The sequence below is a fragment of the Streptomyces sp. NPDC006476 genome (genome assembly GCF_040612015.1).
GTDB classification, from domain to species: domain Bacteria; phylum Actinomycetota; class Actinomycetes; order Streptomycetales; family Streptomycetaceae; genus Streptomyces; species Streptomyces griseorubiginosus_B.
Genome location: NZ_JBEXPK010000009.1, coordinates 174,968 through 196,522 on the forward strand (window position 1 = coordinate 174,968; position 21,555 = coordinate 196,522).

At 72.3% G+C, this 21,555-nt stretch carries 21 protein-coding genes and 1 pseudogene; 10 read left to right on the top strand and 12 right to left on the bottom strand.

Going from position 1 to position 21,555, the window contains the following annotated elements; all coding sequences use genetic code 11:
- The first annotated feature begins 2 nt into the window (after nt 1-2).
- Both ABZZ74_RS12855 and ABZZ74_RS12860 read left to right on the top strand, forming a co-directional pair.
- The gene (locus tag ABZZ74_RS12855) at nt 3-1,145 is read left to right on the top strand and encodes an aminoglycoside phosphotransferase family protein (RefSeq protein WP_356764060.1); all 1,143 of its coding nucleotides are present in this window, start codon (nt 3-5) and stop codon (nt 1,143-1,145) included.
- Between the two features lie 264 nt (nt 1,146-1,409).
- Entirely contained in the window at nt 1,410-3,386 is a 1,977-nt protein-coding gene (locus tag ABZZ74_RS12860; protein WP_356764062.1) for a peptidoglycan recognition family protein, read from the top strand.
- 10 nt (nt 3,387-3,396) lie between these two features.
- On the opposite strand, the gene ABZZ74_RS12865 is transcribed toward ABZZ74_RS12860, so the two are convergent.
- The gene (locus ABZZ74_RS12865) at nt 3,397-3,894 is read right to left on the bottom strand and encodes a hypothetical protein (RefSeq protein ID WP_208781660.1); all 498 of its coding nucleotides are present in this window, start codon (nt 3,892-3,894) and stop codon (nt 3,397-3,399) included.
- A 65-nt stretch (nt 3,895-3,959) separates the two neighbouring features.
- On the bottom strand, nt 3,960-6,842 hold the full coding sequence (locus ABZZ74_RS12870) for an AAA family ATPase (RefSeq protein WP_356764065.1): 2,883 nt from the start codon (nt 6,840-6,842) through the stop codon (nt 3,960-3,962).
- Nucleotides 6,843-6,943: 101 nt separating this feature from the next.
- Here ABZZ74_RS12870 and ABZZ74_RS12875 point away from each other — a divergent pair.
- Nucleotides 6,944-7,352, top strand: a pseudogene (locus ABZZ74_RS12875) (hypothetical protein); the annotation flags it as partial.
- 48 nt (nt 7,353-7,400) lie between these two features.
- On the opposite strand, the gene ABZZ74_RS12880 reads toward ABZZ74_RS12875, so the two are convergent.
- Both ABZZ74_RS12880 and ABZZ74_RS12885 read right to left on the bottom strand, forming a co-directional pair.
- Nucleotides 7,401-8,090: a M24 family metallopeptidase gene (locus ABZZ74_RS12880; protein ID WP_356764067.1), complete on the bottom strand. Its 690-nt coding sequence runs from the start codon at nt 8,088-8,090 to the stop codon at nt 7,401-7,403.
- A 107-nt stretch (nt 8,091-8,197) separates the two neighbouring features.
- Nucleotides 8,198-8,668, bottom strand: coding sequence for a molybdopterin-dependent oxidoreductase (locus ABZZ74_RS12885; RefSeq protein ID WP_356764069.1), 471 nt, complete (start codon nt 8,666-8,668; stop codon nt 8,198-8,200).
- Nucleotides 8,669-8,806: 138 nt separating this feature from the next.
- Here ABZZ74_RS12885 and ABZZ74_RS12890 point away from each other — a divergent pair, with 138 nt between their 5' ends.
- From ABZZ74_RS12890 to ABZZ74_RS12910, 5 genes are all read left to right on the top strand, one after another.
- Nucleotides 8,807-9,193 (top strand): TOBE domain-containing protein, encoded by a 387-nt coding sequence (locus tag ABZZ74_RS12890; protein ID WP_356764071.1) that lies wholly within the window; start codon nt 8,807-8,809, stop codon nt 9,191-9,193.
- Nucleotides 9,194-9,254: 61 nt separating this feature from the next.
- Nucleotides 9,255-10,091 carry a molybdate ABC transporter substrate-binding protein gene (modA, locus tag ABZZ74_RS12895; protein WP_356764073.1) on the top strand — a complete coding sequence of 279 codons (837 nt, stop codon included), beginning with the start codon at nt 9,255-9,257 and terminating at the stop codon, nt 10,089-10,091.
- Nucleotides 10,088-10,945 (top strand): molybdate ABC transporter permease subunit, encoded by an 858-nt coding sequence (gene modB, locus ABZZ74_RS12900; RefSeq protein ID WP_356764075.1) that lies wholly within the window; start codon nt 10,088-10,090, stop codon nt 10,943-10,945. The genes modA and modB overlap by 4 nt, the downstream gene beginning before the upstream one ends.
- Nucleotides 10,942-12,018, top strand: coding sequence for an ABC transporter ATP-binding protein (locus ABZZ74_RS12905; protein ID WP_356764077.1), 1,077 nt, complete (start codon nt 10,942-10,944; stop codon nt 12,016-12,018). The genes modB and ABZZ74_RS12905 overlap by 4 nt, the downstream gene beginning before the upstream one ends.
- A 695-nt stretch (nt 12,019-12,713) precedes the next feature.
- Nucleotides 12,714-13,145, top strand: a complete 432-nt coding sequence (locus tag ABZZ74_RS12910; protein ID WP_356764079.1) for a universal stress protein — start codon at nt 12,714-12,716, stop codon at nt 13,143-13,145.
- A 22-nt stretch (nt 13,146-13,167) separates the two neighbouring features.
- Here ABZZ74_RS12910 and ABZZ74_RS12915 read toward each other — a convergent pair whose 3' ends face one another.
- Together ABZZ74_RS12915 and ABZZ74_RS12920 are read right to left on the bottom strand one after the other, a co-directional pair.
- On the bottom strand, nt 13,168-13,839 hold the full coding sequence (locus tag ABZZ74_RS12915; RefSeq protein WP_356764081.1) for a DUF4389 domain-containing protein: 672 nt from the start codon (nt 13,837-13,839) through the stop codon (nt 13,168-13,170).
- Nucleotides 13,840-14,158: 319 nt separating this feature from the next.
- Nucleotides 14,159-14,944 (bottom strand): AraC family transcriptional regulator, encoded by a 786-nt coding sequence (locus ABZZ74_RS12920; RefSeq protein ID WP_356764083.1) that lies wholly within the window; start codon nt 14,942-14,944, stop codon nt 14,159-14,161.
- A 70-nt stretch (nt 14,945-15,014) separates the two neighbouring features.
- On the opposite strand from ABZZ74_RS12920, the gene ABZZ74_RS12925 reads away from it, so the two are divergent.
- Both ABZZ74_RS12925 and ABZZ74_RS12930 read left to right on the top strand, forming a co-directional pair.
- Nucleotides 15,015-15,836 carry a phytanoyl-CoA dioxygenase family protein gene (locus ABZZ74_RS12925; protein ID WP_356764085.1) on the top strand — a complete coding sequence of 274 codons (822 nt, stop codon included), beginning with the start codon at nt 15,015-15,017 and terminating at the stop codon, nt 15,834-15,836.
- Nucleotides 15,833-16,105, top strand: coding sequence for a hypothetical protein (locus ABZZ74_RS12930; RefSeq protein ID WP_356764087.1), 273 nt, complete (start codon nt 15,833-15,835; stop codon nt 16,103-16,105). Before ABZZ74_RS12925 ends, ABZZ74_RS12930 begins: the two co-directional genes overlap by 4 nt.
- A gap of 15 nt (nt 16,106-16,120) precedes the next feature.
- Here the strand turns inward: ABZZ74_RS12930 and ABZZ74_RS12935 are convergent, their stop codons facing one another.
- The 6 genes from ABZZ74_RS12935 to ABZZ74_RS12960 all read right to left on the bottom strand — a co-directional run bounded on the left by ABZZ74_RS12935 (nt 16,121) and on the right by ABZZ74_RS12960 (nt 21,506).
- Nucleotides 16,121-17,023 carry a universal stress protein gene (locus ABZZ74_RS12935; RefSeq protein ID WP_356764089.1) on the bottom strand — a complete coding sequence of 301 codons (903 nt, stop codon included), beginning with the start codon at nt 17,021-17,023 and terminating at the stop codon, nt 16,121-16,123.
- Nucleotides 17,024-17,195: 172 nt separating this feature from the next.
- Nucleotides 17,196-17,438 (bottom strand): DUF397 domain-containing protein, encoded by a 243-nt coding sequence (locus ABZZ74_RS12940; protein ID WP_133048453.1) that lies wholly within the window; start codon nt 17,436-17,438, stop codon nt 17,196-17,198.
- A gap of 94 nt (nt 17,439-17,532) precedes the next feature.
- Complete coding sequence (locus tag ABZZ74_RS12945; protein WP_208781670.1) at nt 17,533-18,699, bottom strand: thiolase domain-containing protein; 1,167 nt, start codon at nt 18,697-18,699, stop codon at nt 17,533-17,535.
- Nucleotides 18,696-19,745: a thiolase domain-containing protein gene (locus ABZZ74_RS12950; RefSeq protein ID WP_356764091.1), complete on the bottom strand. Its 1,050-nt coding sequence runs from the start codon at nt 19,743-19,745 to the stop codon at nt 18,696-18,698. The genes ABZZ74_RS12945 and ABZZ74_RS12950 overlap by 4 nt, the downstream gene beginning before the upstream one ends.
- On the bottom strand, nt 19,742-20,683 hold the full coding sequence (locus tag ABZZ74_RS12955) for an OB-fold domain-containing protein (RefSeq protein WP_356764093.1): 942 nt from the start codon (nt 20,681-20,683) through the stop codon (nt 19,742-19,744). The genes ABZZ74_RS12950 and ABZZ74_RS12955 overlap by 4 nt, the downstream gene beginning before the upstream one ends.
- A 22-nt stretch (nt 20,684-20,705) precedes the next feature.
- Nucleotides 20,706-21,506 (bottom strand): crotonase/enoyl-CoA hydratase family protein, encoded by an 801-nt coding sequence (locus ABZZ74_RS12960; RefSeq protein ID WP_356764095.1) that lies wholly within the window; start codon nt 21,504-21,506, stop codon nt 20,706-20,708.
- Nucleotides 21,507-21,555: the final 49 nt, after the last annotated feature.

Sequence of the window (21,555 nt, forward strand, 5' to 3'; positions counted from 1 at the left end):
CCATGTACACAGCATCGTCCTCCGTGTCCGCCCCGCCCCGGTCGCTGTACCCCCGCCCGGCGGGCAGCGGCCCCTACCTCGACCCCGCTGCCCGGCAGGCGGCCCCCGTGCTCGGTGCGGGTCGGCCACGGCGTCCGGCGGGGCTCGGCACCCAACCGCTCAGCGGGAGACTCGACTTGTCCGGCCCCCAGGGCGCCCAGCTGCGTACGGCGATCGCGTCGGTGCACCGCATCTGCCCGGAGTTCGCTCCGGTGCAGGTGCTGCGCCGCAGCGGACGGTCCGTGCTCCTGGTCGGTACGACCGGGCGCAGCACGGCGGTCGCCAAGTGTTTACTCGATCACTCCCCCGCGTGGTCCGAGCGGATCCGGCACGAGATAGCGGCTTACCGCTCGTTCGTCCGGCACCGCCCCCCGGTGCGGGTGCCGAGACTGATCGCGGCGGACCCGGACAACTGCACCCTGGTCATCGAGCGGATGCCGGGACGGGTGGCGGCGCTGCAGCGGCACCCGGCCGAGGCCCCGCCCCGGGCGGACATCAGGGCGGCCCTCGGCGCGATCTGCCGGCTCAACGCCTGGCGACCGCCGGCGGGCACCTTCGACGCCCCGCTCGACTACGCGGCCCGCATCTCCCGGTATCACGAGCTGGGGCTGCTCACCGACCGGGACATGGGCGATCTGCAGAAGCTGCTGCATGGCATCGCGGCGACCGCGGGCCGGCAGGGCATGGGCCAGTTCTGCCACGGCGACGCACTCCTGTCGAACATCCTGTTGTCCCCGGCCGGTCCAGTGCTGGTGGACTGGGAGCACGCGGGCTGGTATTTGCCGGGCTACGACCTGGCGGTGCTGTGGTCGGTCCTCGGGGACGCGCCGGTGGCACGCCGTCAGATCAGCCAGATCGCCCAGTCGGCGGGCCCCGCCTCAAGGGACGCGTTCCTGGTGAACCTGATGCTCGTCCTGACCCGGGAGATCCGTACCTACGAGACGGCCGTGCAGCGTTCGATGCACGACGCGACCCCGGCGGCACCGGGAGTGGCCCACCCGGGTGCTGCGCCGTCCGGCGAGGAGCAACGGCTGCTGCTGCGGCGGCTGCACGACGACTGCCAGCTGGCCCGCAAGGCCGTGCGCGCGGCGGTCGGCACTCGCTGACGGGGACGGCGGTCCGCGGTGCGCCACCGACGGCGCACCGCGGATCTTCGTATGTCCGGGGCCGGTGCGGACACGGCCATTGGTGTGGGCCACTGACGCCCCGCAGGCCCGCACACCGCCCCCGCGAAACTCCGCCACCCTCGTGTTGACATGGGAAATCTCCCGCCTCTGGGCATGATTGACGGATCGTCGGCCAGCGGGTACCACTGACCCACCGCTCGGCCTTGCACGCCCCGTCACGCTCGTCCGTCCCAGGAGGCTGCGTTGAGAGGATCCGTCACCGACCCCGCGTCCACCCCCGGCCACAGACACGCCCGCACGGCCGCGGGCGCCCTCGCCTCGGCGGCCCTCCTGCTGCCGCTGCTCGGCGCGGCCCCGGCCGCCGGCACCCCCGCATCGTCCGCGGGATCACTGCAGCGGGCGTTCTCCGCCGCGGCCACCGAGTACCACGTCCCGCAGAGCGTGCTGCTCGGCGTCTCCTACCTCCAGTCCCGCTGGGACGCGCACGACGGCGCGCCGAGCGTGAGCGGCGGTTACGGCCCGATGCACCTCACCGACGCGCGCACCGCGCTCGCCGCCACCTCGCACCACAGCCAGGGCACGGAGAACCCCCGCGGCGACGGCGCCCGCCGCGCCCTGCACCCCACCGCCACCGTGCCCGCCGAGTCCCGGCTCCCCGCACGCCTCGAGACGCTGCCGAAGGCGGCCGCACTGACCGGCATCCCGGCCGAACGGCTGCGTACCGACCAGGCGGCCAACGTCGCCGGCGGTGCCGCACTCCTCGCCTCGGCCCAGAAGGACCTCGGCGAGCCGCTGAGCAGCGACCCGGCGGACTGGTACGGAGCGGTCGCCCGCTTCTCCGGCGCGGACGACACCGCGACCGCGGCCGCCTATGCCAACGATGTCTTCGACGTGCTCCGCGTCGGCGAACAGCGCACCACGGACGCCGGTCAGCGGGTCGCCCTGGCCGCCGAGCCCGGCCTCGCCCCCGACACCGCGCAGATCGGAAGGACGGGCCTGCGCGCCCTGTCCGACGACGGCACCGAGTGCCCGAAGTCGGTGTCCTGCGAGTGGATCCCGGCGCCGTACCAGCAGTTCGGCGACAACGACTACGGCAACCACGACCTCGCCGACCGCCCGGCCTCGCAGAGCATCAAGTACATCGTCGTGCATGACACCGAGGGCACCTGGGACGGTGTGCTGAACCTGGTCCAGGACCCCACCTATGTGTCGTGGAACTACACCATCCGCTCCACCGACGGTCTGATCGCCCAGCATGTGAAGGCCAGGGACGTGGCCTGGCACGCGGGCAACTGGTACATCAACGCCAAGTCGATCGGCATCGAGCACGAAGGCTTCCTGGCCGCGCCGGACGCCTGGTACACGGAGGCCATGTACCGATCCTCGGCCCGGCTGGTGCTCTATCTGGCCGCGAAGTACCGCATCCCGCTGGACCGGCAGCACATCCTCGGCCATGAGAACGTGCCCGGCCCGACCACGTCGACCATCCCCGGCATGCACACCGACCCCGGCCCCTACTGGGACTGGCGGCACTACTTCGAGCTGCTGGGTCACCCCTTCAAGCGGACCGCGGGCAAGAGCGGCGCGCTGGTGACGATCCTGCCCGACTACGCCACCAACCGGCCGACGTACACCGGCTGTGCCACCTCCGACGGGCCGTGCGCGGCGCACGGTTCCAGCGAGGTGCGGCTGTACTCCGACCACGACGAGAACTCGGCCCTGATCAAGGACGTAGGGCTGCACAAGGGCGCGGACTCCACGATCGACGTCAACGACGTGGGCTCACGGGTCTCCACCGGCCAGCAGTACGCGGTCGCCGGGCACTACAAGGACTGGACGGCGATCTGGTACCTGGGGCAGAAGGCCTGGTTCAAGAACCCGAGGAAGCACCCGACGGCGGTGCCGGCATCGGGTCTCGTCGTCACGCCGAAGGCCGGCCTGGACAGCGTCCCGGTGTACGGACGCGCCTACCCGGAGGCCGCCGCGTACCCGGCGGGAGTGCCGGTCCAGGCGGTGTCCGCGCTGCCGTACACCCTGCCGAAGGGGCAGAAGTACGTGGTCGGGGATCTGGTGCCGGGTGAGTACTACTACGCGGTCACCTTCACCACCGACGCGCACCGGGTCGTGCGGGGCAAGGACCTGTACTACGAGATCCAGTACGGCCACCGGGTGGAGTTCGTCCGGGCGGCGGACGTGCGGCTGCTGCCCGCGGGCAAGTAGACGAGCCGCGTCAGCCCTGCTGGAAAAGCTCCGCCGGGAGCGGCTTCAGCAGGGCGTACAGGTCGTCGGTGATGGGCCGGTCCCAGGCGGCGATGGTCACCAGGACGTTGTCACTGCGGTCGAACTGGACGCAGGAGATCCGGCTCTCCGACAGCTTCAGGCGGCGCACGATCAGCAGGTTGTCGCCCTGCATGACGGGCATGTCCTCGACGCCGACGACGGTGACCTCCTCCTCGTTCTCCAGCGCGAGCAGCAGCTGGGCCACCTCGAAGGGGATCTCGCCCTCGCCGACCTCGCGGGCCGGGGAGCCCTCGGGGAGGTTGCCGATGATCATCGCGGGGCCGCGGCCGCCGAAGAGGTCGTAGCGCAGGAAGACGCCCTGGCAGGTGCCGTCGGGGGCGGGCAGCAGACCGGCGCCGAGGTTGCCGGGCCAGTCGCCCGGGTCCATGGCCAGGACGTCGAAGTCGGGGCCGGCGGGGGTGGCGTTGCGGCGGCGGAGGAACGACATGGGCCCATGGTAATGGGACGAGGGGCCGTACCGCGGGCGCGGGGGCGTGCGGGACCGCACCGCTCTCAGGTCGTCCTCAGCGCGGCCGGCAGTCCGGTGATCTCCGTCCCCATCTTCCGGCAGACCGCCGACAGCAGGCGGACCGCCATCGGCTCGTCGATCTGCATCTCCCGCGCGACCTCCGCCTCGCTGAGTCCCTCGGCCGCCAGGTTCGCGGCGGTGCGTTCGCGGGCCGTCAGGGTGTCCGTCTCGGTGCTGTGCAGGCGTCGGGGACGCAGCCCGGCCGCGGTGAGTTCCTCGCGGGCCGACTCGACCAGTCCGTCGGCGCCGCACTGGACCGCCGCGTCGAGGCCTCGGTAGAGGTGTTCGGCGGCTTCGCGGGGGCGGCCGGTGCGGCGGAGTTCGGTGCCGAGGGCGACCAGGGCACAGGCGAGTTCGTAGGCGGCCGGGGAGCGCTCCAGATGGGTGACGGACTCCTCCAGGTACTTGACGCGGGCCGATCCCGAGGAGACCTCCGCCGCGGTGCGCAGGGCCTGGCCCACGGCGGACGGGGTGCCGTACTGGCGGGCACGGGCGAGCGCTTCCAGGGCGGTGGCGACGGCCCGCTCGGGGGTCTCGTGGGCCTCGGCGCGGGCGAGGTGGAGCTGCCAGGGGCACCAGGCAGGGTTGCGCATGCCGCGCGGTTCCAGGCGGCGGCCCGCGGCGGCCAGTTCCTCCGCCGCCTCCTTGGTCAGGCCGCGGGCGAGCAGGAGCTCACCGTGGACGGTCTGGGCGTCGGGGAAGACGACGGCGGCCGGGAAGGGCGCGCAGAAGGAGTAGTCCTCGCCGACGTGGGTGGCCTCGGTGAGCCGGCCGCGGGCGAGCAGGACCTCGATGAGGATGCCGACGGCGTACCAGTGGGCGGGTGTGCCGGGGCCGACGCGCTCGGCGAGGCGGAGGCCGGCGCGGACGAAGTCCTCCGCCTCGGCGAGCCGGCCGCGCCGGTAGCGGACGTAGGCGAGGAGGGTGTAGGCGAAGGAGAGGTGGGCGCCGCGCCAGCCCTGGCGTTCGAAGTCGGCGATGCCGGCCGCGAAGAGTTCCTCGGTGCGGCCGGGCCGGTCGGCGTACATGAAGGCGAGGGCGACCAGGACGGGCACCTCGAAGCCGCGGTCGGGCTCGGCCCAGCCGAGGCCGCCGTCGAGGGCGCGTTCGGCGTGCTGGAGGGCGATGTGGGCGGGCTCGCCGCGCAGCGTGGCGTCCCAGGCGCGCAGGCCGATGATGTACCGCTCGGTGAGATCGCGGCCCTTGAGGCGGTCGGCGAGCTTGGTGAGACGCCGGGAGCGGGAGGGGTGGTCGGGTTCGTCGGCGCGGAAGGCGTCCCACATGAACTCCTCCGACACCATGCGCAGCTTGACCCGGGCGTCGTCGGTCACCCGGATCTCGCGGGCCAGGGTGTCGGAGGCCTCGGCGAGGCGGTCGCTGTGGGCGAGGACCTGGGAGAGCCGGTAGACGATGCGGTGGCGCAGGCCGGCGTCGGCGATGGGCTCCTCGAGGGCGGCGCGCAGATGGTTGACGGTGGTGGCGGGCTCGGTGAGCAGCGAGGCGGAGCCCAGTTCGTACAGGACGGCGGCGCGGTCCTCGGCGTTCGGGGGTTCGCGCAGGGCGCGGGCGAGGTAGCTGCGCGCGGCGTCGGGGGCGCCGGCGCGCAGGGTCTGCTCGGCGGCGGCACGCAGCTGCTGCACGACCCAGGTGTCGCCCTCGGGGTGGGTCTCCAGAAGGTGCCGGGCGGCCGCGGCGGGGCCCAGCCCCGCGTCGATCACGCACCAGGCGGCCTGGCCGTGCAGGGCGACGCGGACGCCGGGCGGGATGGCCCGGTAGACGGCGGTGGCGATCAGCGGGTGGACGAACTCCAGGGTGTCGCCGCCGGTGAGGATGCGGGCGCCGCGCAGGGCGTCGGCGGCGTCGGCGGCCTCCTCGTGGCCGAGGCCGGCGACGGCGGCGGCGAGCTGCGGATGGATCTCGGTGCCGAGGACGGCGCAGGCCCACGCGAAGCGGACGGTCGAGGCGCCCAGACGTTCGAGGCGGGCGACGAGGCCGCTGCCCTTGACGGCGGCGGCCAGATCGCGCAGCAGATGGGCGCTGTTCTCGGTGGGGGTGAGACCGCGGTCGCGCACCTTGGCGATCAACTCGACCGTCTCGAAGGGGCTTCCGGCGGTGACGGCCCAGCACTCGCGGCAGAACGCATCGTCGGCGTGCAGCCCGAAGGTCTCGCGCACCAGGCGGGCCACCGCGGCGGCGCTGAGCGGCTCCAGGTCCAGGGGACGTCCGCCCGCACGGCCGGGCAGTCCCCGTAACGGCTCGGCGTGGTCGGGGAGTTCGTCGGGCCGGTAGGCGACGACGACCAGCAGCGGCAGCTGTTCGGCGCGCGGGGCGAACGCGGCGAGCCAGCGCAGGGATTCGGGGTCGGCCCAGTGGGCGTCGTCCAGCACCAGCACCATCGGGGCGCGCAGCACGGCGAGATGGGTCAGCACCCAGTCCATGCCGTCGCGCAGGCCCTGAGGGTCGGGCGGGGCGGCGGCGGTCGGCGCGCACAGGCCGAGGGCGGGGCCGACGATGTCGTACCAACTGCCCAGTGAGGCCCGCAGATCGCTCTCACCCGAGCCGGCGAACTCGGGCTGCAGCAGCTGGCGTGCCACGTGGAAGGCGACCCGCTGCTCCTGGTCGCCGCCGCGCGCGGAGAGCACGGTGCAGCCCCGCGTGGTGGCGCGCCGGCGGATCTCGGCGAGGAGGGTGGTCTTGCCGATGCCGGCGCGTCCTGCGACCGCCAGCAGGGCGCCCCGAGGACGGTGGGCCGCTGCGGCGCCGTCCGTGCGCAGTCCGGCCAGCTCGTCCAACGCCTCGTCGACAGCGGCGAGTTCGCTCTCGCGCTCGAAGAGGGTGCGCTTGCTCCGTACGATGCGCTGCACCATGTGTACCCCCCGCCCCGGTGGTGCGCCCGCGCGGGGAGCGAGCGGGCACCGTGGCCTACAGGCTGCTCAGAGTACGCCTCACGGGGTCGCCGCGCCCCGGTCTGACCGTTACTGCCGGCCCCGGAAACACGGCAGACGTCACCGATCCGCAGGCCCCACCGGCGGCACCGGGCGACGACCAGGCCGTCAAGGAGACGCTGGAGGACTACACCCTCCGTTTCGCGCCCCGCAGTTACCGCCGCTGGACCCCGATGGTCGTGGCGACGACCGCGCTCGGCGGGATCGTCTACATGGCCGACTTCTCCATCGGCGCCGGCATCGGACTGGCCCACGGCACCGGCAACGCGCCGCTCGCGATCCTCGTCGCGGCCGCCGTCATCTTCGTCACCGGATTCCCGCTGGCGTACTACGGAGCCCGCCACAACATCGACCTGGACCTCATCACCCGTGGTTCCGGCTGCGGCCTGCCGGGCGCACGAGGCCGTCGTCTGCTCGCTGTGCCTGAGTACGGACAGGGTCGGCGACCACGTCCTGCCCGCCGACGGCCGTGCGGCGGGATCAGAGGGTTAGCAGCTCCTCGTAAAACCCGCCGAACTCCCGCTCCCGGTCGACCAGATGGATCTCCAGGATCCAGTGACAGCGGCGCCCGGCCTTGTCGGTGCGCCGCAGCGGGGTGTCGTTGGCGGGGGTGATGTACGACTCGGTGTGCGCGCCCTCGATCGTCTCGTGGGGGAACTCCCCGACCAGGTGCCCGGCGTGCCAGCCGCCCAGCTCCCAGCCGGCCTCCTTCGCCAGCCGCTCGACCTCGGCGTACAGCCCGGCGCCTGTGATGTCCGGGTCGGCCGCGAAGAACCGCTTGCCGGCGTCGAAGATCTCCGCCAGGTCGTCGCGCAGCCGGTGCTTGACCGGGTCGTCGCCGAGGACGAAGGTCCGGCCGAAGTCGGCCTCGTACTCCTCGAAGATCGGGCCGAAGTCGGCGAACACGATGTCGTCCGCGCCGATCGTCCGGTCCGGCGGATTCTCCCGGTACGGCATCAGGGTGTTCGGCCCGGAACGCACGATCCGCTTGTGCCAGTGCCGGGTCATGCCGAACAGGTCGTTCGCCAGATCCCGGATCCGGTCGCTGACCTCCCGCTCCCCCGCGCCGGGCGCCACGAGCCCCCGCGCCCCGATCTCCGCGAAGAGCCGCTCGGCCTTCGCCTGGGCGTCCAGCAGCCTCGTCGCGCGCGTGATCTCGTCATCCGCCATGCGGCCGACCGTAATCACCGCGATCGTGTACGGCAACGCGATTCCGGGGGTCTCGGGTGCCCCGCGTGTCCCGCGGCTGGTCCTCATCGAGGGCGGGGCCAGGGGGGTCACGTCCACCTGGGGTAGCCGCCGTCCACCCGGATCGCGTCGATGCCGCTGATGTGCCGGGCGCCGCAACGGTCCTGCGGCAGGACGAGTTGAGGCCCCGTGCGGTCGAGCGGGGTGCGGTCGATGGTCACCGCGAGCAGGACGGGTGCGCGGCCGAAGTCCGGGTCGATCTCCGCCCAGGACAGCAGGGCGTGGTGGCCGTCCGTACCGGACACGGCGATCAGGAAGCGCAGGCGGTCCTTGCGGCGGGCGGGGTCGAAGACGGGTCCGGCCGCTGTCAGTACGTCGTGCAGCAGCGGCCCGGTGAAGCGGTGGTGCTGGACGCCGCTGGTGGCGCACTCGAAGCTCACCTCGGCCGTGTGCTGCGGCCAGGCCAGCAGGTCGGGCACCGTCAGCCGGGCCGGACGGGTCAGATCGCCGGTGAGGGCGAGCTCCGCCACCGGTGCGGCGGCTGTGAGGGACTGACTCACGGGCCACCACCTCCTGGATGACCGTACCCGGCCGCGCTCCACGTACAAACGCACATGCCAACCTGATAGATCACGATTCCGGCTCATGCGATGCGACAGGAGACTTTTCCCTCGCATCTGCGGCACTATCCTCTGTGTATGCACACCTACCGGATCGGAGACACCGCCGCGTTGCTCGGCGTCAGCACCGACGCCGTGAGGCGTCTGGTCGACGGTGGCAGACTCACCGCCGACCGGGACGAGATGGGCCACCGGATCATCCCCGGGCCCGCTCTCGCGGCCTACGCCCGGCGGTTGCACGGCACGGAGCGGGAGACCACCGGCTCCTCGGCCCGCAACCGCTTCCCCGGGATCGTCACGGACGTGGTTCTCGGGGACGTGTCGGCGCAGGTGGAGATCCAGGCCGGGCCGTTCCGGGTAGTGGCGACGGTCAGCCGGGAGTCGGCCGAGGAGCTGACGCTGGAGCCGGGTGTTCCGGCGGTGGCCGTGATCAAGTCGACCAACGTGGTCGTCGAGAGGCCGTGACTGGTCCGTCCGGACCAGACGTGATGTTGTGTCCGTGAGGACCAGAGGGAGTGGACCCGTGATGACCCGTACCGCGCGCCGGAAGCGTCGGACTCTGCAGGTGGCCGGCGCGGGCGCCGCCGCGCTGCTGGCCCTGACTGCCTGCTCGTCGTCCGACTCGGACTCCTCCTCGGGGAAGTCGGACTCCTCGGCGTCCGCCTCCGGCTCCGCCTCGACGAAGATGTCGGGCACGGTGACCGTCTTCGCTGCCGCCTCGCTCCAGGAGAGCTTCACGGCCCTGGGCAAGGAGTTCGAGAAGGAGCACCCGGGCACCAAGGTCAATTTCAGCTTCGGCGGCAGCGACACCCTCGCCGCGCAGATCACGGGTGGCGCGCCCGCCGACGTGTTCGCCGCGGCGAGCCCCAAGACGATGAAGATCGTGACGGGCAAGGGGGACGCGGTCGGCACCCCCGCCACCTTCGTCCGCAACCAGCTGGAGATCGCCACCCTGCCGGGCAACCCCGACAAGGTCTCCTCGCTGAAGGACCTCACCAAGTCCTCGCTGAAGGTGGTGCTGTGCGACAAGACAGTGCCGTGCGGCGCCGCCGCCCAGAAGGCGCTGACGGCCGGCAAGCTCAAGCTCACCCCGGTCTCCTACGAGCAGGACGTCAAGTCCGCGCTCAACAAGGTGGTGCTGAAGGAGGCCGACGCGGCCGTCGTCTACAAGACGGACGTGAAGGCGGCCGGGAGCAAGGTGCAGGGCGTGGAGTTCCCCGAGTCGGCCAACGCCATCAACGACTACCCCATCACCCTGGTCAAGAACGCCCCCAACTCCGTGGCGGCCAAGGCGTTCATCGCGCTCGTGCAGTCCGCCGAGGGCCAGAAGGTCCTGACCGAGGCGGGGTTCCTCAAGCCGTGACCAAGGTGGACGCCTCCGACGCCGCGCCCGACACCCTGGTGGCCGGGGCGCGGCGGCGGCGCGCGCGGTGGTGGGGCCGCGGGGTGCCGCTGCCGCTGTTGGTGCCCGCGCTGATCGGCCTGGCGTTTCTGCTCGTCCCGCTCGTCGCGCTGCTCGTGCGGACCCAATGGCACGACCTGCCGGACCAGTTGAGCAGTCCCGCCGTGTGGCAGGCGCTCAAGCTGTCCCTGCTGTGCGCCACCGCCGCGACCGCGGTGAGCCTGGTGCTCGGCGTCCCGCTGGCCTGGCTGCTGGCCCGCGTGGACTTCCCCGGCCGTGGCCTGGTCCGGGCCCTGGTCACCCTGCCGCTGGTGCTGCCGCCGGTGGTCGGCGGTGTGGCGCTGCTGATGGCGCTGGGCCGCAACGGGGTGGTCGGGCGGTTGCTGGACTCCTGGTTCGGCGTCACCCTGCCCTTCACCACGGCGGGCGTGGTGGTGGCCGAGGCGTTCGTCGCGATGCCGTTCCTCGTCATCAGCGTCGAGGGCACGCTCCGGGCCGCCGACCCGCGCTACGAGGAGGCCGCGGCCACCCTGGGCGCCTCCCGCTTCACCGCGTTCCGCCGGGTCACGCTGCCCCTGATCGCGCCGGGCATCGGGGCCGGCGCGGTCCTCGCCTGGGCCCGCGCGCTCGGCGAGTTCGGCGCGACCATCACCTTCGCCGGGAACTTCCCCGGCCGTACCCAGACCATGCCGCTGGCCGTCTACCTCGCCCTGCAGAACGACCCCGAGGCGGCCATCGCCCTCAGTCTGGTGCTGCTCGCGGTGTCCATCGCGGTGCTGGCCGGGCTGCGCGACCGTTGGATGAGCGCCGGGTGACCGGGAGCCACGACGTGCGCGCCGACACCGCCCTGGACGGGCTGGACGCCCGCCTGATCGTCGAACGGGGCGCCTTCCGCCTGGACGTGACCCTGAGCGTCGCGCCCGGCGAGGTGGTCGCGTTGCTCGGTCCGAACGGGGCGGGCAAGACCACCGCGCTGCGCGCCCTCGCCGGTCTGACCCCGTTGACGGGCGGGCATCTGCGGCTGGACGGCGAGGAGCTGGACCGTACGCCGCCGGAGTCCCGCCCGGTCGGCGTGGTCTTCCAGGACTATCTGCTCTTTCCCCACCTCACGGCACTGGACAACGTGGCCTTCGGCCCGCGCTGCCAGGGTGTCGGCAAGGCGGAAGCGCGGGCACTGGCCGCCGAGTGGCTCGACCGCATGGGTCTGGCGGACCACGCGGGCGTGAGGCCGCGCCGGCTCTCCGGCGGCCAGGCCCAGCGCGTGGCCCTCGCCCGGGCCCTGGCCACGCGTCCGCGCCTGCTGCTCCTGGACGAACCCCTCGCCGCCCTGGACGCCCGCACCCGTCTCGACGTACGGGCCCAACTCCGCCGTCATCTAGCCGAGTTCGAGGCCGTCGCCGTGCTCGTCACGCACGATCCGCTGGACGCGATGGTCCTGGCCGACCGTCTGGTCGTCGTCGAGCACGGCTCGGTCGTCCAGGAGGGCACCCCGTCCGGCATCGCCCGGCACCCGCGCACGGAGTACGTCGCCCAGCTCGTCGGCCTGAACCTCTACCGCGGGCAGGCCGACGGCCACACCGTCCGCCTCGACACCGGCCCCGCCATCACCACCACCGAGGACCTCACCGGCCCGGTGTTCGTCGCCTTCCCGCCGAGCGCAGTCACCCTCTACCGGGACCGCCCCACCGGCTCCAGCGCCCGTAACCTCTGGCGCTGCGAGGTCGCCGGACTGGAGACGCACGGCGACCAGATCCGCGCCGACCTCACCGGCGAACTCCCGCTGGCCGCCGACCTCACCACGGTCGCCGCCGCGGAACTCGACCTGCACCAGGGCGCGTCGGTGTGGGCGACGGTAAAGGCGACACAGACACACGCCTATCCGGTCTGAGCACGCCTTTGACAGCGGCGGAGCCTCCGGTGCCGACCGGTAACAGGGGTTCCGAAGGGGCCGACCGGCACCGGGAGCGGGTCGAGGGGGTCCTCCCGTCGGCGCGGCGCCCGTTCCAGTCTGGAGGCAGGAGACCCTCGGGGGACTCTCGTGTCATGGTCGTCGTCGCCGTGATGCTCCAACTTCTCATCTTGGTGGGCATGTTGTACGACATCGCCCAACTGCTGGCGCGGGACACGGGGCACCCTTCCCGGCGGCGCCGCGAGCACGCGGAACGGCGGCTCGTACGGCGCCGGTTGGCGGGCCGGATCGAGCCGCCACCTATCGGGCGCGCATGCACGCCCTCGCCGACGACGAGGATGTGCCGCGCCTCGGACGCCCCACGTAGGACCGCGACACAGGGAAGAACGCGTGGCGCAAGGGCCTCTTTGGCCTCCATCTCGGGTCCCCGGTCCCTACGCGCGCGCAGCCGTCGGAGTGATCATCGAAGGAGGCGCAGGCGTCGGCCACGGCACTGTCAGGGGCTCCCCCGTCCCCCGCCGTACCGGCGTCTGCGCCACGGTGCGGCTGGTCGCGAAGGTGTCCGCGCCGAGAGGGGGCCGACCGTCCCGTCGTCCTCGTCCGTTCCGGCACGGGCCCCGAGGACGAGCGCCGGCCGGACGCGGACGGCCGCCCCTCGCCCCGCACGCCGTACCGTGCTGGGCCTCGACCCCGAGCAGCCCGACGACACGGTCATCGCGTACGCGTACGCGTACGCGTACGCGTTCGAGGCCGCGGCCCGTCGCGCCGCTCGGCTGCGGGTCGTCCACGGCTGGAGCCTGCCGCCCTACCTCGGCTACGGCCTTCCGCTGGATCCGGCGCTCGGCGAGGAACTCGCCGACCAGGAGACCAACGCCGTCGAGAAGGTCCTGGCGCCCTGGCGGGAGCTGTTCCCCGGCGTGGAGGTCGTCGAGCAGACCGCGGTCGGCAGCGCGGGGGCCCATCTCGTGGACGCGGCGGCCGACGCCTCACTGGTGGTCGTCGGTCACCGCGTCCGGCACACCCCACAGGCCTTCCATCTCGGCCCCGTCACCCACGCCGTACCGCACCACGCCACGGCACCGGTCGCGGTGGTGCCCCACGACTAGAAACGGCCACCTAAAAACGCCGTCATGTCACGTCCCGGATCTCCATACCGCCCGGCTCCGCGCCGCCCAGGTCGAGGCGGAAGGGGGGATAGGCGTCCGTCATGAGGACGACGTAGGCGGCGACCCGCAGGATCCAGCGGTTGAGTCCGAGGATGAAGTCGAACAGGCCCTTGGGGTACTTCTCGGTGAAGGTCAGGATCACCGCCGCGATCAGGGCCAGTACGGCGACGAGCCCGCCCTCCCACCAGCCGACGCGCCAGCCGCCGAGGAAGAACCCGATGACGATGTAGTGGGGTATGGCCAGCAGCCACCACTTCACCAGCACCAGTCCCCGGGAGAGCCGCTCGGGATAGGCGATCTCCAGCCGCGCCGGATAGCCGGGCTCCTCGCCCAGGCTGAACGGCGGATAGCGGTCGGTGCCCAGAGCGCCGTACGAGTAGTACCCGACCCGCCAGGACCAGCGCAGCACCCCCAGGTTGAAGTCGAACAGGGCGCGTGGGTAGCGCTCGGTGAACAGGATGCTGAAGAACGCGATCACGCTGACGACGGTGAAGGCGATCCACAGGAAGAACAGCACCACGTAGTGCGGGATGATCAGGATCCACTTCACCAGCCACAGCCACCGGGACAGTGGCGCGTCGAGCACGGCGTCCACCCGGACCGGACGGTCGGGTACTCCGGCGAGCGTTGTCATGGCAATCAACTCCTTCGGCCCCCGTGCCGAAGACGGTGAGGGCCCTCAGTACCAGACTGAACCCCATGGGCATCCCGGGCATGAGGGGCCGTTCGGGGCGCCCATGGGGCCCACCGGTCCCGAAGAGGCCGAGCGGGCCGAAGGTCGGGCCCTTCGGCCCTTCTGGTCGCGGTGCGCGCGGAGGTTGTATGGGGGTGGCGGAAAGGACCGGAAAAGGCGCGAGAGACGAGCGGCCGACACCGCGCACCGCGCAATCAGGATCCGCGAGAAGCGGATGGTCCTCTCCGCCGCTCTCTTCCCCCCTCGGCGCCGGCGGGCCTCAGCTCCCCGCGGTCGCCCGTACCGTGCGGGGTGAGGCGCCCAGTTCCCTGTGGCAGGTCTTGTTGAAGGCCTGCAGGTCGGGGATGCCGACCGTGGCCGCGATCGCCGGGATCGCGAGGGTCGAGGCGATCAGCAGGTGCCGGGCGCGCTCCATGCGGCGGCGCCGGATGTAGGCGACGACCGTGTGCCCGGTGCCGTCGCGGAACAGCCGGGTCAGATGGGTGTGCGAGACGCCGGCGGCCCGGGCGATGTCCGGGATGGTCAGGGGGCCGGCCAGCTGCTCCTCGATGTACGCCATGGCGGTGCGCAGGGCGGGGTGCCGGACGCCGGGACGGTGCTCGGCCGCGTCGGCCAGGGCCGTCGTGCGCCACAGCACCGTCCAGAGTTCCGCCGAGGCCCGCGCCGGGGACTGGGTGCCGGCGGCGACCGTCTGCCGCAGCAGCCCGCTGAGCACAGCCGCCTGCGCGCCCGCGTCCTGCATCGCCGGCACCCGGCGCCGCTCGCCCTCGCCGGGGAGACGAAAGTGGGCGTACAGGTGTTCGCAGCGGGGCGCGTCGTAGTGGAAATGGACCTCCGTGTCGGGCGGTACGAGGCTGATATGGCCCGGGCGGATGGGATGCCGGGTGCCGCCGAACTCCAGGACGCCCGAGTAGCCGTAAAGGTGCAACTGCCACAGGCGCGGGAGGCGGAAGACCTCGTGCGGGCCGGCCGATCCGTGGACGCCGACGCCCGCGTTGACGACCTGCGGCGGCAGGTCGAGGGCCAGGTCCACGTACTGAGGCATGGTGGAAATTTACCAGTGCTCGCCGAATACAGCCCACGACAGGCGGGCCGGGGCTTTCTACGGTTGCCGTATGCCAACCACACGACAGCTGCTGAACTCCGTCCAGGTGGCGCGGTTCGTGGCCCACGGTTTCCTGCGTCTCGACGCGGTCGTGCCCCCGGAGATGAACGAGGAGGCCCTCGGCGTCTTCGACACCGGGCTCGACCCGGTGCCCTACGGCTCCGAGGTGCCGAAAGCCTTCCCCGAGAGCTCCTTCGCCCGCCGGCTCGTCGAACTGCCCGCCGTCGCGGGCGCGTTGGAGAGCCTCGTGGGGCCGGACCCGACCATCGACCACCACTTCGTGCACACCCGTGAGCCGCACCAGGGCAGCGCCCAGCCGCTGCACGCGGACGCGCTGATCGACCTGCGCACCGACGCGTTCGACGTGCAGCTCATGTACTACCCGCAGGAGGTCACCGCGGACATGGGCGGCACGCTCATCGTCCCGGGCAGCCATCTGCGCCGCACCAACGAGAGCGACACCGGCCGCTACCAGAACCTCCTCGGCCAGACCCGCCTGACCTGCCCGGCCGGCACGATCGCCCTGCTGCACCACGGCATCTGGCACGGCGGCCGGCGCAACGACAGCGACACCGTCCGCCATATGTACAAGATCCGCTTCAACCCGACCGTGCCGCAGGTGAGGCTGTGGGACACGGCCGACCTGGACGACCCGGCCGTCCGCGAGGAGCTGCGGCGGGTCTTCCCCTGGTACGAACCCGCCACCGGCCGCCTGGAGATCCACAACCGGGTCCGGCTGTGGCGCTCGCTGACCGGCGACCCCGGCTTCGACATCGACCACTGGGCCACCCGGATCTCCAACCGGCCCGCTTCGCGAAGGAGCACGGTGTGACCACCCGACAGCAGGTCCTCGTCCTGTACCTGGGCACCTCCGCCCTCGACTCCGACGTCGTCGGGTGGGCCCGCTACGACGGCACGGGCGGCACCCGGCCCACGACGGGCGACAGCGACGAGCCGCCGTACAAGACGGGCGCGGCCGCCCTGGAGGACGGCTGGCGGCTGTTCCAGGCGGCCCAGCTCGTCCCGCCGTACCCGGGGGCGGAGCACGAGACGTCGTTCCTCAAGCACGAGTTCTTCTTCGAGAAGCTCGTCGAGGTGTGACCACCGGGGAGGGTGTCACTCCTCCGCCGGCGTCGGCGGCACCACCGCGACCGGGCTGACCGCATGCAGCAGGACCGCGTGGGTGACCGACCCCAGCATGCGGGCCGGGGCCAGCAGACGCCGGCGGTGGCGGCCGACCACGACCAGGTCGGCGGCGCGGGAGGCGGCGACCAGCAGACCCGCCGCGTCGCCCGGCATGGCGTACGCCTCGGCGCGGACGTCGGGGTGGTTCTTGCGATGGGGGGCGAGGAAGCCCTCGGCGAGGGTCCACGTGTCGCGCTCGACGGCCTCCTGGTCGACCATCAGCGGCATGAGCTCCGAGGGGGCCACCCAGGACTGCACCGGCCAGGCATAGGCGGCGATCACCTGCAGGCGGGCGCCGCGCAGCGCGGCCTCGGTGAAGGCGAAGTCCAGGGTGGCCTCGTCGGGGCTGTCGGCCTGCAGCCCGACGACGACACGGGGGCCCGGCTCGGCGGGCGCTTCGCCGTGCACCTCGCGGCCGGGCCGCGGGATCACCACCACGGGGCACTCGGCGTCCCGTGCGGCGGCCATGCCGCTGGAGCCGAGCAGCAGAGTGGCGAAGCCGCCACGCCCCCGTGAACCGAGCACCAACAGCTGTGCGGTGGACCCCAGTTCGGGCAGCAGAGCGGTGGGCGCTCCCTCCAGCCCCACGTACTCGATGTCCGGCCGGTCCGGCACCCCCGCGAGATACGCGTGGACCTGGTCCAGCACCGAATCGGCCTCCGGGTCCGGTGGCCCCGCGACCAGGACGTCGGGCTGTGCCCAGACGGCGTACTGCCGCACATGGACCACCCGCAGCGGCGCCCCGCGTCGGCGGGAGGTGTCGAGGGCCCAGTCCAGGGCGCGCAGGCTGTCGTCCGAACCGTCGACCGCCGCGATGACCGGCAGGGTGCTCATGGGTTCCTCACCTCCGGAGTACGACCGTCCCCCGGGGCCAGCCTCGCGCAGGCGGCGGTCCCGGGGACGTACTCACGGTCGCGTGTCCGGGAAAACCGGCGAAACGCACCTCCGACGGTTCACACGGGCCGGTCTCCGCGATTCGGGTTGGCGCGGTTCCGGTTTCCGCGGTTCAGGTGAGGTCGAACTCGCCCTCCCTGGCACCCGACACGAACGCACCCCACTCCGCCGGGGTGAAGATCAGGGAAGGGCTCTCCGGGCGGCCGCTGTTGCGCATCGCGATGAATCCCTCGACAAAGGCGATCTGGACATCCCCCAGGCCACGGCTGCTCGAGTGCCAGTCGGCGTTGCTGAGGTCCAGCTCCGGCTTGTCCCAGCCCGCGAACGGGTGCTGCTGGATGGTGCTCTCGGCCACGTCCGTGCTCCTCCCGATTTCGTCGTCCGCGGTCAGCCTAGCGATCGGGTCCGACCGCCGACAGGCCGCGTGAGGAGGACCTTGCGGGAACCTTTCAGGACTCGGGGGGTTCGGAGCCCACCAGCCACATCGAGAAGAACTGCGATCCGCCGCCGTAGGCGTGCCCGAGGACCCGCCGGGCCCCGTCCACCTGGTGTTCTCCGGCCTGCCCGCGCGCCTGGAGCGCCGCCTCGGCGAAGCGGATCATGCCCGACGCCCCGATCGGATTGGTCGACAGAACCCCGCCCGACATGTTGACCGGAAGATCACCGTCCAGCTCAGTGACCCCTGACTCGGTGAGCTTCCACCCCTCGCCCTCGTCGGCGAAGCCGAGGTTCTCCAGCCACATCGGCTCGTACCAGGAGAACGGCACGTACATCTCGACGGCGTCGATGTCCCGGCGCGGATCAGCGATGCCGGCCTGCCGGTAGACGTCGGCGGCGCAGTCCTTGCCGGCCTGGGGCGAGACGAAGTCCTTGCCGGCGAAGAGGGTCGGTTCGCTGCGCATGGCGCCGCCCAGCATCCAGGCCGGCGGCCGGGGCGCCCGCGCGGCCCCCGCCCGGTCGGTCAGCACCATCGCGCAGGCGCCGTCGGAGGACGGACAGGTCTCCGAGTACCGGATCGGGTCCCACAGCATGGGTGAGGCCTGGACCTTCTCCAGGGTGATGTCGTGCTCGTGCAGATGGGCGTAGGGGTTCTTCAGCGCGTTGCGCCGGTCCTTGTACGCCACCAGGGAGCCGACGGTGTCGGGGGCGCCGCTGCGCCGCATGTACGCGCGCACGTGCGGGGCGAAGAAGCCGCCCGCCCCGGCCAGCAGCGGCTGCTGGAAGGGGATCGGCAGGGACAGGCCCCACATGGCGTTCGACTCGGACTGCTTCTCGAAGGCCAGCGTCAGCACCGTGCCATGGACGCGGGCCGCGACCAGGTTGGCGGCGACGAGGGCCGTCGATCCGCCGACACTTCCCGCGGTGTGCACCCGCAGCATCGGCTTGCCGACCGCGCCGAGGGCGTCGGCGAGGTACAACTCGGGCATCATGACGCCCTCGAAGAAGTCGGGCGCCTTGCCGATGACGACGGCGTCGACGTCGGCCCAGGTCAGCTCGGCGTCCTCGAGCGCCCGCCCGGCGGCCTCGCGGACGAGGCCCGCGATCGACACGTCCCGGCGCGCCGCCACGTGTTTGGTCTGGCCGATCCCTACGACGGCCACGGGCTCCTTGCTCATCGCGGATCCCCTTCGAGTACGGCGACCAGGTTCTGTTGCAGACAGGGGCCGGAGGTGGCGTGGGCCAGCACCCGGTCGGACTCCCCCCGGTGAATACCGGCCGCGGCCTCACCGATGCGGATCAGTCCGGCGGCCATCATCGGGTTGGCCGCGAGGGCGCCCCCGGACGGGTTGACGCGCACGCTGTCGTCGAGCCGCAGTGCCTTGCGCAGCACGACCTCCTGCGAGGTGAAGGGCGCGTGCAACTCGGCGGTGTCGACGGGCCGTTCGAAAGCGCCCGCCTTCTCGGCGGCCAGCCGCGCGGACGGCGAGTCGGTCAGGTCCCGCACGCCCAGGCTGTGCGCCTCGATGCGGTGGTCGATGCCCCGGATCCACGCGGGGCGCTCGCACAGTTCCCGGGCCCGCTCCCCCGCCGCGAGGACGACGGCGGCGGCGCCGTCACCGATCGGCGGGCAGTCGCCGGTGCGCAGGGGCCGTACCAGATACTCGCCCTGCGGCACCGAACCCCTGAGCTGAGCATGGGAGTTGGCGGTGGCGTCGGCTCGGCTGCGGGCGGCGACGGCCGCGAGGGCCGGCTCGTCGGTCTCACCCGCGTCGATGAGGGCCTGCGCCTGCAGGGCGGCCAGGGCGACCGAGTCGGGCCACAGGGGCGCCACGTAGTACGGGTCCAGCTGCCGGGTCAGGACGTCACGGACGGAGCCGGGCGAGGACTTGCCGTACGAGTAGACGAGCGCGGTGTCCGCGTCGCCCGTCAGCAGCTTGGTCCACGCCTCGTACAGCGCCCAGGCGCCGTCCATCTCGACGTGCGACTCGGAGATCGGCGGCCAGGCGCCGACCCCGTCGAGGGCGAGGGTGAAGGAGAAGGCGCGGCCGGCGAGGTAGTCGCTGGAGCCGGAGCAGGTGAAGCCGATGTCGGCGGTCTTCAGGCCGGTCCGGTCCAGCACCTCGTGCAGCACGGGCATGAGCATCTCCACCTCGGAGAGCTCGTCGGTGGTGCGCCGGTGGTCGGTCTGGGCGAAGGCGACGACCGCGATGTCCCGGGTCACAGCAGCTCCTTGTAGGTGTCGTACTCCGCGTCGGGCTCGCCGGTGGGCCGGTAGTGGTCGGGGTAGCGGGCACCCTCCGTCCACACCGCCTCGACGCGCAGTCCCATGCGCACCTGGTCGTAGGGGATGCCGCCGATCCGGCCGTGCAGGGCGAGGTCGGCCCCGTCGAGGGCGATGTGGGCGTAGACGTAGGGCACTTCGATGTCGAGGTTCTTCGCCTTGATGTTGACGATGCAGAAGGTGGTGACCGTGCCGCGCGGGCCCACCTCGACGTGTTCGGCCGTGGCGACGCCGCAGGTGGGACAGGCGCCCCTCGGCGGCACGTACACCTTGCGGCAGGAGGGGCAGCGCTCGCCGACCGTGCGCCGCTCGGAGAGGGCGTGGATGTAGTCGGACTGCGCGCGTCCCGGGGAGTAGGTGTAGTCGAGGCGGGCGAAGGCGACGATGCCGCTGATGGCGTCCGCGAACTCGCCGCTGTGGCCGGTCGGTTGGGCCGGCTCGCCGTCGTACGGTTCGAAGCAGGCGATGTCGGTGATGGCACCGGAGCGCTCCTCGGCCCAGCGGACGCGGACGCGCATCCCCGTGCGCACGGCCTCGGGGCCGGGGGCGTCGAGGGCGTGCAGGAGAGCGGTGTCGGCGCCGTCGAGGCGGACCAGGACCCAGGCGAAGGGCGTGTCGAGGGGCTGGCCGCGACGGGGTTCGTGGTTCCAGGCCCAGGTGGTGACGGTGCCGGTGGGGGCGACCTCGACGAGATCGCGGATCTCCTCGGCGGTGGCGGGGTCGTACTCGACGGGTGGGACGAGGGTGCGGCCGTCCTTCGCCTTCACCCCGAGGACGACGCGCTCGCGCAGACCGGTCAGGAAGGCGCTCTGCACCGGGCCGAGGGAGCGGGTGAAGGGGAATTCGACGGCGAGGGGGGCTTTGAGGACTTCGGGCATGCCCGGTCTCCTTCGGTGGGGGTCAGGCGCGTTTGTAGACGGGCTGCCGTTTCTCCGCGAAGGCTCGGGCGCCTTCCTTCGCATCGGCCGTGTCGAAGATCGGCCAGCCGCGCTTGAGTTCGGAGGCGAGGCCGTCGGTCTCCGTCATCTCGGCCGTCTCGTAGACGGACGCCTTGATCGCCTCGACCGCCAACGGCCCGCACGCGTTGACCTGTTCTGCGATCTCCAGCGCCCTGTCGAGCGCGGTGCCGTCCGGTACGACATGCCCGATCAGCCCGATGTCGGCGGCCTCGCGGGCGGTGTAGGGGCGGCCGGTGAGCAGCATCTCCAGGGCGTGGGTGCGCGGGATCTGCCGTTGCAGCCGGACGGTCGACCCGCCGATCGGGAACAGACCGCGTTTGACCTCGTAGAGCCCGAAGGTCGCCGACTCGCCCGCGACCCGGATGTCGGTGCCCTGGAGGATCTCGGTGCCGCCCGCCACGCAGTAGCCCTCGACGGCGGCGATCACCGGTTTGCGGGGGCGGTGATGGCGCAGCAGTGCCTTCCAGTGCAGGTCCGGGTCGGCCTTGAGGCGGTCCCGGTAGTGCTCGCCGTCCGTGCCCCGGCCCGCGAGGGCCTTGAGGTCCATGCCGGCGCAGAACGAGTCCCCGGCACCGGTGAGCACGATCGAGCGCACCGCTTCGTCCTCGTCGGCCTCCACCCAGCCGTCGTACAGCCCGACCAGCATCGGCAGCGAGAGCGCGTTCTTGGCTTCGGGCCTGTTGAGCGTGAGCACCAGTGTGGCGCCTTCGCGCCGCACGGTGAGGTGTTCCGTCCCACCCATGGCCAACTCCCCTCTCCTGGAACGAGAACAGGTTGCAGTAGCCGGGGAG